Annotated in this window: 13 protein-coding genes and 1 rRNA gene; all 14 read left to right on the forward strand. The window is 33.4% G+C overall.

Features of this window, described 5'->3' with window-relative positions; translation table 11 throughout:
* Window position 1: 1 nt before the first annotated feature.
* The gene (locus LQ608_RS11820; protein WP_239752089.1) at window positions 2–1,168 is read left to right on the forward strand and encodes a MazG nucleotide pyrophosphohydrolase domain-containing protein; all 1,167 of its coding nucleotides are present in this window, start codon (window positions 2–4) and stop codon (window positions 1,166–1,168) included.
* Window positions 1,165–1,431, forward strand: coding sequence for an RNA-binding S4 domain-containing protein (locus LQ608_RS11825; protein WP_078358369.1), 267 nt, complete (start codon window positions 1,165–1,167; stop codon window positions 1,429–1,431). The genes LQ608_RS11820 and LQ608_RS11825 overlap by 4 nt, the downstream gene beginning before the upstream one ends.
* A 16-nt stretch (window positions 1,432–1,447) precedes the next feature.
* A complete protein-coding gene (locus LQ608_RS11830) occupies window positions 1,448–1,831 on the forward strand; it encodes an FtsB family cell division protein (protein ID WP_078358368.1) in 384 nt (127 codons plus the stop codon).
* 83 nt (window positions 1,832–1,914) lie between these two features.
* Entirely contained in the window at window positions 1,915–2,298 is a 384-nt protein-coding gene (locus LQ608_RS11835) for a S1 domain-containing RNA-binding protein (protein WP_078358367.1), read from the forward strand.
* An 87-nt stretch (window positions 2,299–2,385) separates the two neighbouring features.
* The gene (gene tilS / locus LQ608_RS11840; RefSeq protein WP_239752090.1) at window positions 2,386–3,657 is read left to right on the forward strand and encodes a tRNA lysidine(34) synthetase TilS; all 1,272 of its coding nucleotides are present in this window, start codon (window positions 2,386–2,388) and stop codon (window positions 3,655–3,657) included.
* Window positions 3,650–4,186 carry a hypoxanthine phosphoribosyltransferase gene (gene hpt / locus LQ608_RS11845; RefSeq protein WP_078358365.1) on the forward strand — a complete coding sequence of 179 codons (537 nt, stop codon included), beginning with the start codon at window positions 3,650–3,652 and terminating at the stop codon, window positions 4,184–4,186. Before tilS ends, hpt begins: the two co-directional genes overlap by 8 nt.
* 92 nt (window positions 4,187–4,278) lie before the next feature.
* Complete coding sequence (ftsH, locus tag LQ608_RS11850) at window positions 4,279–6,387, forward strand: ATP-dependent zinc metalloprotease FtsH (protein ID WP_239752092.1); 2,109 nt, start codon at window positions 4,279–4,281, stop codon at window positions 6,385–6,387.
* Between the two features lie 63 nt (window positions 6,388–6,450).
* Window positions 6,451–7,329: an Hsp33 family molecular chaperone HslO gene (gene hslO, locus LQ608_RS11855; protein ID WP_239752094.1), complete on the forward strand. Its 879-nt coding sequence runs from the start codon at window positions 6,451–6,453 to the stop codon at window positions 7,327–7,329.
* Window positions 7,330–7,426: 97 nt separating this feature from the next.
* Window positions 7,427–8,356 (forward strand): cysteine synthase A, encoded by a 930-nt coding sequence (gene cysK, locus LQ608_RS11860; protein WP_115337872.1) that lies wholly within the window; start codon window positions 7,427–7,429, stop codon window positions 8,354–8,356.
* A 133-nt stretch (window positions 8,357–8,489) separates the two neighbouring features.
* Window positions 8,490–9,281, forward strand: coding sequence for a dihydropteroate synthase (folP, locus tag LQ608_RS11865; RefSeq protein WP_239752095.1), 792 nt, complete (start codon window positions 8,490–8,492; stop codon window positions 9,279–9,281).
* Window positions 9,274–9,633 (forward strand): dihydroneopterin aldolase, encoded by a 360-nt coding sequence (gene folB, locus LQ608_RS11870; protein WP_078358361.1) that lies wholly within the window; start codon window positions 9,274–9,276, stop codon window positions 9,631–9,633. The genes folP and folB overlap by 8 nt, the downstream gene beginning before the upstream one ends.
* Window positions 9,634–10,122 (forward strand): 2-amino-4-hydroxy-6-hydroxymethyldihydropteridine diphosphokinase, encoded by a 489-nt coding sequence (gene folK, locus LQ608_RS11875; protein ID WP_239752097.1) that lies wholly within the window; start codon window positions 9,634–9,636, stop codon window positions 10,120–10,122.
* 125 nt (window positions 10,123–10,247) lie between these two features.
* Complete coding sequence (gene lysS / locus LQ608_RS11880; RefSeq protein WP_239752098.1) at window positions 10,248–11,735, forward strand: lysine--tRNA ligase; 1,488 nt, start codon at window positions 10,248–10,250, stop codon at window positions 11,733–11,735.
* Window positions 11,736–12,027: 292 nt separating this feature from the next.
* Window positions 12,028–12,126 (forward strand): 5S ribosomal RNA (rrf, locus tag LQ608_RS11885); the annotation flags it as partial.

Here is a 12,126-nt window from a genome sequence, read left to right on the forward strand (position 1 = left end):
CATGGCGCAACAAATTATAGTTGTTGGCTTAGGTAATTATAGTATTGAAGAATTGCCTATGGGTGTTTATCGCAAGCTTCAGTCTGCTGACACAGTATATGCAAGAACACTGGAACATCCAGTAATAAAAGAATTAAGTGATTTAAAGTGGCAAGGTTTTGATAGTGTTTATGAAAAACATGCAGATTTTATAACTGTATATGAAGAAATTGTGGACACTTTAATTAAAAAAGCTGACACTGAAGATGTTATTTATGCCGTACCAGGTGATCCTATGGTGGCAGAAACAACAACTCAACTTCTTATAGAAAGATATCCGAATGTTAAAATTCTTGGTGGTAAAAGCTTTTTAGATGATATGTTTAGAGCTGTTAATATCGATCCAAACGATGGCTTTACTTTATTAGATGGAACTAATTTGGAAGATACTACATTGAATGTGAGAACAAATACGATTATTACGCAAGTTTACGACCAACTTGTGGCTTCTGATATTAAAGTCACTTTAATGGAAAGATATCCTGATGAACATCCAGTGAAGTTAGTATCTAATGCTAGACTTGGTGTGGCGGATGTTATAACTTGTCCTTTATATGAAATGGATCATCACGCTGAACTATCTAACTTAACGAGTTTATTTGTGCCAAAGATTTCAGAACAACAACAAATGTACAAAGACTTCCAATATTTAGAACAAACTATCGATACACTTGTATCTGAAGATGGTTGTCCGTGGGATAAAGTACAAACACATGAAACGTTAAAACGTTATATAATTGAAGAATCATTTGAATTGATTGAAGCAATTGACGAAGAAGACATTGATCACATTATAGAAGAACTCGGAGATGTTTTACTGCAAGTCATGTTACACGCTTCTATTGGTAAAAAAGAAGGCTACTTTGACGTTAGAGAAGTTGTACAAGAACTCACTAGTAAAATGATTCGTAGACATCCTCATGTTTTTGGGGATAAAGAAGCAAAGAATATCGAAGATCTTAATCAAATTTGGCAAAGCGAAAAGTTAAAAGAAGGTAAAGTGAAACGAGAAAAATTAGAAAAAATATTTGCTGATTACTTTTTGAAGTTGTATGATAAAACCAAATTAGAGGGTCTTAGTGAAGATGAACTAAAAGAATTTATAAATAAAGGAGACTTAACAATTTGAGATTAGATAAGTATTTAAAAGTATCTCGATTAATTAAACGTCGTACACTTGCAAAAGAAGTCAGTGACCAAGGTAGAGTTAAAGTGAATGGTCAGACTGCTAAAGCAGGGACAACTGTAAGTGTAGAAGACGAATTAGAAATTCGACTTGGAAACAGGATTATTGTAGTTAAAGTAACAGGATTGTCAGAACATGCAAATAAGGAAAATGCTAAGACGATGTTTGAAGTAATCAAAGAAGAAAAAATACAAGATTCTATATAAATAAGGAGGTACGTATATGGCGCAAAAAATTAAAAATCTAGACAATGAATTTACGCAGTCACAAAATAAAAAGAAGAAGACTGTCAATAAAACGCGCCAAGTGGTACGAAAGAGACTGACCTTATTTGGTGGAGTGTTATTGTTAATTATTCTTGTTATGGTTATTATGTTAGTCCTTCAAAAAAATCGTAATGATGAATTAGTGCAAGAACGTAAAGATAAAGCTGTAACTTATGAAAAGTTACAGGATAAGGAAATAGAACTTAAAGAACAAATTAAACGCCTTAATGATAAAGAGTATATTGAGAAGCTTGCAAGAAGTGAATATTTCTTAAGTAATGATGGCGAAATAATATTTAAATTACCAGATGAAAAAAAACAATCGGAAAAAGACAAATAATCTATATATGACGTTGTATAATTTTGTATAGAAGCATATAATAAGGTTAAAGTGAAATTATATCAGGAGGATACAGTAATAATATGTCAATTGAAGTAGGCAATAAAGTCAAAGGGAAAGTTACAGGTATTAAGAATTTTGGTGCATTTGTAGAATTACCTGAAGGTAAAAGTGGCCTTGTGCATATCAGTGAAGTGGCTGATAACTACGTCGAGAACGTGAATGACCATTTAACTGTAGGCGACGAAGTAGAAGTAAAAGTATTAACAGTGGCTGATGATGGTAAAATAAGTTTATCAATTAAAAAGGCTAAAGAACGTCCAAAGCGTCAAGCGCCTAAGAAAGAACCAAAGCCTGAAGACTTTGAGAAGAAATTATCAAACTTTTTGAAAGATAGTGAAGATAAGTTGACGTCTATTAAAAGACAAACTGAATCACGTCGCGGTGGTAAAGGTGCAAAACGATAATTAATTATAATAAAAAGAGGCTAATTAGTTGAGCCTCTTTTTATTTTGAAAAGATCAAGTGAATTTTTGAAATTGAGGTGTGTAACAATGCTCGATATAACTTGGAATAAAAATGATAATTTAGCATTGGCTGTTTCAACAGGAATAGATAGTATGTCACTATTACACATGTTAAATACGACTTATAAGCACACATATCATAATTTAATTTGTTTTCATGTTAATCATGGTTTAAGAGAAGCATCGAAAGAAGAAGCAGCATTTATTGAACGTTTTTGTAAAGAACAGGATATTGAAATATATATTAAAACTTTAGATTTAAGCGAAGTTGTAAATCGTGAGAAAAGCATTCAAGATGTATCTAGAAAAATGAGATATGAGTGGTTTGATGAAATGATGAAAAAAACTCAGAGCGATGTGTTGTTGACCGCACATCACTTAGACGACCAAAAAGAAACAATTACTTATCGATTGTTTACTGGAAGAATTGGTCGTGCCTCTTTAGGAATTGAGCAAGTTCAAGAAAGAAAAGATTACATCATATGTAGACCATTTTTAAATTTACCTAAATCATCATTAGTTAAATATCATGAAGAATTTGCATTCCGTTATTTTGAAGATGCTTCTAATAAAGACACTAAATATACACGCAATTATATACGCAACAAAATCTTGCCTGTTATTCAACAACGTGAAGAGTTGTCAACAGACCATTTACTCGATTTAAATCAATGGATGAATGATGCAAGAAGTTTAATAGTTGAGCAAGCTAAGTTATTTATAAGTACTGAAGTTCAGCAGCTAAATAAAGTTGCGATTAACAGAAACGCATTTAATCGTTTGAATCACTTAGTTAAGATAGAAGTGTTAGATCAATTGTTAGAATCATATGTACAACAACGTTTCAGTGTTAAAGCATACAAAGAATGGATAGGTATATTTGAGAATTTTGAAAAACAATCTATATTTCATATATCTGATGATTGGCAGTTTATAGTAGCATATGATAAATTATTACTATGTGAAGATATTGAGTTCAATGTAAATTCTAAATTTATAAATCGTAACGAGCAATATGTATTTGGGAATTGGTTAATTGAAGCGAACGACATAGCATCGCCTTTATTTATAAGAAAGAGACTGTCTGGAGATCGTGTTCAGTATTATAACCGGGGAAATAAACATCACAAAAAAGTTAATAGAATCATGATTGATCATAAGATTGACATACATAAGAGAAACAATTGTCCGATTATTTTATATGGTGATGATATTATTGCAATTGGTGACTTTTGGATGGATTCTAACTTTAAAAACGCATTAACTATTACTTATATTGGAGATGACTTTAATGAATGATTCGATTAAGTCTGTTGTTTTATCAGAGGAACAGATTCAAGAAAGATGCAAAACATTAGGAAAGCAAATCACTGAAGATTATAATGGAAAGACACCTATATGTATAGGTATTTTAAAAGGTTCAATCATGTTTATGGCTGACTTAATAAAATGCATTGATACACATGTAGAATTAGATTTTATGGATGTATCTAGTTATCATGGAGGTACTGAATCAACGGGAGAAGTAAAAATATTAAAAGATTTGAGTACTTCAGTAGAAAATAGAGATGTCATCATCATTGAAGATATTCTAGAAACTGGTACGACATTAAATTCAATAGTCGATTTATTAAAATATAGAAATGTTAATTCTATTGAGATTGTAACATTGCTAGATAAACCGATGAAGCGTAAAGTGGATATTGAAGCTAAATATGTTGGAGAAAAAATTCCTGATGAATTTGTAGTAGGATACGGACTTGATTTTGCAGAGAGATATCGTAACTTACCTTATATTGGAACGCTTAAACCTGAAATATATCAATGATGTATATCGTTAAGGTTAATTACTAGCGTAAGAAATTACAAATATGGTAAAATTTTTGTTAGTTTTATTAATTGAGTAGGAGGACAAATTGAATGCAAAAAGCTTTTCGAAATATATTAATGATCGCGCTTTTAGCTATCGTCCTTTTTGGTGTTTTTCAGTTCATTAATGGCAATGGACAATCACCAAAACAGCTTACATATAATGAGTTTATGACGAAGCTTGAAAAAGGCGATTTAAAAACGTTAACTATACAACCTGAACAGAATGTGTATATGGTTAGCGGCGAATTAAAAGATGGTAAAGATGAAACATATACATCTTCAGTTTTGTTTAACAACCAAGATGATTTGAAAAAAATTACTGATACTGCCGAAAAACAAGATGATTTAAAATTTAATGTTAAAGAAGAAGAAAAACAAAGTGTCTTTGTTAGTGTATTAACAACACTTATACCTGTTTTAATTATTGCATTTTTATTCATATTCTTCTTAAGCCAAATGCAAGGCGGCGGCGGTGGCGGCGGCCGAGTAATGAACTTTGGTAAATCAAAAGCTAAACTTTATGATAACCAGAAGAAACGTGTTAGATTCACTGATGTAGCAGGTGCTGATGAAGAGAAACAAGAATTAGTAGAAATTGTCGATTTCCTTAAAGATAATCGTAAATTCAAAAAAATGGGTGCACGAATTCCAAAAGGTGTTTTACTTGTTGGTCCTCCAGGTACAGGTAAAACATTACTTGCTAGAGCAGTAGCGGGTGAAGCTGGAACACCATTCTTCTCAATAAGTGGTTCTGACTTCGTTGAGATGTTCGTTGGTGTCGGTGCAAGTCGTGTACGTGACTTGTTTGAAAATGCTAAGAAAAATGCCCCATGTATCATCTTTATTGATGAAATTGATGCAGTTGGTCGTCAACGTGGAGCTGGTGTTGGCGGTGGTCACGACGAACGTGAACAAACGCTGAACCAATTATTAGTAGAAATGGATGGATTCGGTGAAAATGAAGGAATCATTATGATTGCTGCAACAAACCGTCCTGACATTTTAGACCCAGCGTTATTACGTCCAGGTCGTTTCGATAGACAAATTCAAGTGGGACGTCCAGATGTTAGAGGACGTGAGGCAGTACTTAAAGTGCATGCTCGTAATAAACCATTAGATGAAACAGTAGACTTAAAAGCAATATCTCAAAGAACACCAGGGTTCTCTGGTGCAGATTTAGAAAACTTATTAAACGAAGCTTCATTAGTAGCAGCTCGTTCTGATAAAACTAAAATTGACATGAGAGATATAGAAGAAGCAACAGATAGAGTTATTGCAGGTCCAGCTAAGAAAACAAGAATGATTTCTGAAAAAGAAAAAAATATTGTTGCTTACCATGAAGCTGGTCATACGATTATCGGTTGTGTACTAGATGAAGCTGAAATGGTTCATAAAGTTACAATTGTGCCACGTGGCCAAGCTGGCGGTTATGCTATGATGCTTCCTAAAGAAGATCGTTACTTTATGACTGAACCAGAACTCTTAGATAAAATCGTTGGTTTACTTGGTGGCCGTGTATCTGAAGAAATTAACTTTGGAGAAGCATCAACTGGTGCGCATAACGACTTCCAACGTGCAACTGGTATTGCACGTAAAATGGTTACTGAATATGGTATGAGTAAAAAAATTGGCCCATTACAATTTGGTAGCTCTGATAGTGGACAAGTATTCTTAGGTAAAGATATGCAATCTGAACCAAATTATTCAGATCAAATTGCGTATGAAATTGATTCAGAAATACAACGTATTATTAAAGAACAATACGAACGTTGTAAACAAATTCTAACTGAACACAAATCACAATTAGAATTAATCGCTAAAACTTTATTAGTTGAAGAAACATTAGTGGCTGAACAAATTCAATCATTATTCAAAGAAGGTAAGTTACCAGAAGTTAAATATGATGATTCTCATCTTGAGCAAAAAAATGATTCAGATGAAGACAAATATGAAGGTGACTTAACAAAACAAGAAGGTACATTAGATATTGAAGACAAAGAAGTTGGTAAATCTTATGATGAAGTTAAAGATGAAGTATCTCATGAAGAAACAAATGAAGATACAGATTCAGATGACAACTCAGATGAGCCTGCTCACGAAGAAAAGCCAAATATTGATGACCTAGGTGACAATAAGCCGACAGATCGTAAAGAATAATTTCACAAAGTCCCTTTCAATGCATTGATTGAGAGGGGCTTTTTTTAAAGAAGGAGTATAAATATGACACAAGATTATTTAGTAAGAGGCTTAGCTTTTAATGATGAAGTTAGAGCTTTTGCTGTAAAAACAACAAATACCGTACAAGAGGCACAAACTCGCCATTATACTTGGCCAACAGCTTCTGCTGCATTAGGTAGATCAATGACAGCGGGCGTAATGATGGGTTCAATGTTGAAAAATGAAGAAAAATTAACAATAACTATTGATGGTGGTGGACCAATTGGTAAAATTATGGTCGATGCCAATGGTAAAGGTGAAGTAAGAGGATATGTTCAAAATCCACAAACGCATTTCCCGTTAAATGAACAAGGAAAATTGGATGTGAGACGTGCAGTTGGAACAGAAGGTATGCTAAATGTCGTTAAAGATATTGGATTAAAAGACTACTTTACTGGCTCTACTCCAATTGTCTCTGGAGAATTAGGTGAAGACTTTACTTACTACTTTGTTACAAGTGAACAAGTTCCCTCAGCAGTTGGTCTTGGAGTACTAGTTAATCCAGACAATTCTATTAAAGCTGCTGGTGGATTTATTATTCAACTAATGCCTGGAGCATCTGAAGAAACGGTTTCAGCAATTGAAGAAAAAATAAATCAAATGGAACCAGTATCTAAATTAATAGATAGAGGCTTATCACCAGAAGAAATAATTGAAACAGTATTAGGAAAAGAAAACACAAGATTTATTGATAATATGGATGTAGATTTTAAATGTAATTGTTCAAGCGAGAAATTTTTAAATGCTATTAAAGGTCTTGGTGAAGCTGAAATAGATGCAATGATAGAAGAAGACCACGGAGCAGAAGCAGAATGTCATTTCTGTAGAACGAAATATCAATATAGCGAAGATGATTTAATCGCACTTAAAAATGCACTTTAATCTAGTAAATACTTTCACTTTATATGAAGGTTTGTTATAATTAATATATCCGATAAATGAACTAAGGTATAAAATACTGTTTAGGAGTGAAGTATAAATGGCTAAAAGAGTAAATAATATTGTAGAATTAATAGGTGATACGCCTGTAGTTAAATTAAACAATGTCGTTGAAGATGGTTCAGCAGATGTTTACGTTAAATTAGAATATCAAAACCCAGGTAGTTCGGTTAAAGATAGAATTGGTTTAGCTATGATAGAAGCTGCTGAAAAAGAAGGAAAAATCAAACCAGGTGACACTATTATTGAACCTACATCAGGTAATACGGGTATAGGTTTAGCAATGGTTGCAGCTGCTAAAGGTTATAAAGCAGTGTTTGTTATGCCAGATACAATGAGTAGCGAACGTCGTGCATTATTAAAAGCTTACGGTGCTGAATTAGTATTAACACCTGGAGCAGAAGGTATGAAGGGTGCAATTAAAAAAGCTAAAGAACTTAAAGACGAAAAAGGTTACTTTGAACCACAACAATTTGAGAACCCAGCAAATCCTAAAGTCCATGAGTTAACTACTGGTCCTGAAATTGTAGAACAATTTGAAGGCGTTCAAGTTGATGCTTTCTTAGCAGGAGTTGGTACTGGAGGAACTTTATCAGGAGCTGGTAAAGTACTGAAAGAAAAATACCCTGAAATACAAATTGTAGCAATTGAGCCAGAAGCTTCAGCAATCTTAAGTGGTGGAAACCCTGGACCTCATAAACTACAAGGTTTAGGTGCTGGATTCGTACCTGACACTTTAAATACTGACGTTTATGACGATGTTATAAAAGTTGGAAACGAAGAAGCAATGGAAATGTCTAGAAAAGTTGCTAAAGAAGAAGGAATTCTTGGCGGTATTTCTTCAGGAGCTGCAATTGTAGCAGCATTGAAAAAAGCTAAAGATTTAGGTAAAGGTAAAACAGTTGTAACAGTATTACCAAGTAATGGTGAACGTTACTTATCTACACCTTTATATGCTTTTGAAGACTAATGATTTAGAATAAAGCATAAGTATTAAGTATCACGTCTGTAATGAAATAACTTATATAAGTTATTTCATTTAGGCGTGATTTTTTAAATTTGTTATAATAAGTATTATCTAAGAAAAAGGAAGGAAGACTATTTTGAATAACACAAAAATCATGGGTATTTTGAACGTTACCCCAGATTCATTTTCAGATGGTGGTTCGTATAATAGTGTTAAAAAGGCGAGAGAACACGCAGAAAAACTCATTTCAGAGGGTGCTGATATTATAGATATTGGTGGTGTATCTACTAGACCTGGGTATACAGAAGTAAGTTTAGAAGAAGAACTCAACAGAGTAATTCCGGTTATAGAAGCGCTAAGTGACTTAGATGTTCAACTTTCAGTGGATACATATAGAAGTAAAGTTGCTGAAGAGTCATTGAAGAGAGGCGTAACAATGATAAATGATCAGTGGGCCGGTTTATATGACCCTGAAATTTTAAATGTTGTAGCTGAATACAATGCTGAAATTGTACTTATGCATAATGGTGATGGAAAAAGAGAACAACCTGTTATGGAAGAACTATTACTTTCATTATTAAAACAAGCAAATCAAGCTGAAATTGCTGGTATCCATGGAAAAAATATATGGTTAGATCCAGGGATAGGGTTTGCGAAAACTAGAGAAGAAGAACGTATCGTTATGTCCCGTTTAGATGAATTAGTTGCTACAGGATATAATGTATTACTTGCGACAAGTCGTAAAAGATTAATTAATGATTTATTAGGTGGCAATAGTAGTGTTGACGAGCGTGATGAAGGTACAGCAGCAACAACTGCATATGGTATTGAAAAAGGGGTACATGCAGTTAGAGTACATAATGTACAAATGAACAAAAGAATTGCCCAGACGATTGATACTTTAAAGGAGATTCAAATTAATGGATAGAATTATATTAAAAGGTATGTCTTTTTATGGATATCATGGCGCGTTCGAAGCGGAAAATGAATTAGGACAAATATTTTTAGTGGACTTAGAACTATTTTTAGATTTATCCGAAGCTGGTGAAACTGACGACCTTGAAAAGACTGTTCATTACGGAGAAGTGTTTGAATTAGTTAAAGAAATTATGGAAGGTAAACCTGTACAATTAATTGAACATCTCGCAGAACATATTGCAAAACAAGTCTTTTCGCACTATAATCGAGTATTGGAAACCAAAGTTAAGATTACTAAAAATAATCCGCCGATACCTGGTCATTATGAAGGTGTAGGTATTGAGATAGTGAGGAAGAGATAAATGCACACCGCATATTTAGGTTTAGGAAGTAATATGGGAGATAGAGAACTTCAATTAGAAGAAGCGATTAAATTGCTTAATGAAGTTAATGGTATTGAAGTTATCCAGAAATCCCCGATATACGAAACAAAACCAGTAGGATACACAGAACAACCTGATTTTTTGAACATGTGTATTGAAATCTCAACTGAATTGGAATCATCAGAGTTATTAAAAGTTTGTATGATGGTTGAGCAACAGCTCCATCGAGTTAGAGTAGAAAGATGGGGGCCTCGTACAATTGATATAGACATTTTATTATATGATCAATCCGTTATTCAATCACCAGACCTAGAAGTACCACATCCAAGAATGACAGAGAGAGCATTTGTAATGGTACCACTTAACGATATCGCCTCAAATGTTGTTGAACCAATTTCCAAGAAATATATATGGGAACTATTGCTAAACGACGAACGAGTAGTAAAGTATAAGAATGAGGAAAGTTAAAATGTGTGAAAAGCAATTAAACAAACAGAAACAAGAGATGAATTAGTAGATGTTCTTGAACGATTTTTGAAAGTAATGAAAGAATAAGTAGAACTAAGTGCAATTTAAATAAGGAGTGGAATATCATGTCAGAAGAAATGAATGACCAAATGTTGGTTCGTAGAGAAAAATTACAAGAGTTAAGAGATTTAGGAATCGATCCATTTGGCGAGAAATTTGTTAGAAGCGGTGATTCAGTAACTTTACACGAAGAATGGGATCAGTTTAGTAAAGAAGAGCTTCACGATAAAGAAGAAGACTCAGCAGTAGCTATAGCAGGTCGTTTAATGACTAAAAGAGGTAAAGGTAAAGCCGGATTTGCTCATGTTAAAGATATTACTGGTCAAATTCAAATTTATGTTCGTAAAGACCAAATAGGTGATGATCAATTTGAAATTTGGAATCATGCAGATTTAGGAGATATAGTAGGTGTAAAAGGTGTGATGTTCAAAACAAACACTGGAGAACTGTCTGTTAAAGCAAAAGAATTCACTGTTTTAACTAAGTCTTTACGCCCTTTACCAGATAAATATCATGGTTTACAAGATATAGAGCAACGTTATCGCCAACGTTATTTAGATTTAATTACTAGTGAAGAATCAACTAAAACATTCATTACAAGAAGTCAAATCATTCAAGAAATGAGAAATTACTTAAACACTAAAGGATTCTTAGAAGTAGAAACACCAATGATGCACCAAATAGCTGGTGGCGCTTCAGCACGACCTTTCGTAACACATCACAACGCTCTAGATGCGACTTTATACATGAGAATTGCTATTGAATTGCACTTGAAACGATTAATTGTTGGTGGCTTAGAGAAAGTATATGAAATTGGTAGAGTATTCCGTAATGAAGGTGTATCTACAAGACATAATCCTGAGTTTACTATGATTGAATTATACGAAGCATATGCAGATTACAATGATATTATGGACCTTACTGAATCAATGGTAGCTTCTATCGCTGAAAAAGTATTAGGATCAACTACTGTTCAATACGGAGAAGAATCGATTGATTTAGCTCCAAAATGGAGAAGATGGCATATGGTTGACGCAGTAAAAGAATATACAGGCGTCGATTTCTATGAAGTTAAGTCTGATGAAGAAGCACATGCACTTGCTAAAGAACATAATATTGAAGTGGAAGGTCGTATGACATATGGTCATATCCTTAATGAATTCTTTGAACAAAGAGTAGAAGAAAAATTAATACAACCTACATTTATTTATGGACATCCTATTGAGATCTCACCATTAGCTAAGAAAAATCCTGAAGATCCAAGATTCACTGATCGTTTTGAATTATTTATTGTAGGAAGAGAGCACGCTAATGCATTTACTGAATTAAATGATCCTATTGATCAACGTGAAAGATTTGAAGCTCAAATGAAAGAAAAAGATCAAGGTAATGATGAAGCTCACGAAATGGATGATGATTTCATAGAAGCTTTAGAATATGGTATGCCTCCTACAGGTGGACTAGGTATTGGTATTGATCGTCTTGTTATGTTATTAACAAATTCTGCATCTATAAGAGATGTTTTATTGTTCCCATATATGAGACAAAAATAATGTTTAATAAAAAGGTGTGGTTCAGTATTAAGCTGACCACGCTTTTTTTTGTTTTAAAAATAATAACTCAAAATGCTGATATGAAAGCTTTTGTAAAAAAAGTTATAATAATTTGATTGAAAGTGTTGACGAAAGGATGGAAATTAGGTATTATATAAAGGTCGCTGAAAACAAGGCGCATATCAATTCGAGATGTTTGTAAAGAAAGTTAATAAGGTGTAAAATTTACTATTGAAAAGCCTTGTCGAGTTCTTTATAATATATAAGGTAAGACAAAAACGAAACAACATTGTCTGGTGGCGATAGCAAAGAGGTCACACCTGTTCCCATGCCGAACACAGAAGTTAAGCTCTTTAGCGCCGATGGTAGTTGGGCTTACGTTCCGCGAGAG

The sequence above is a fragment of the Mammaliicoccus sp. H-M34 genome, from assembly GCF_022386495.1.
GTDB classification, from domain to species: Bacteria; Bacillota; Bacilli; order Staphylococcales; family Staphylococcaceae; genus Mammaliicoccus; species Mammaliicoccus fleurettii.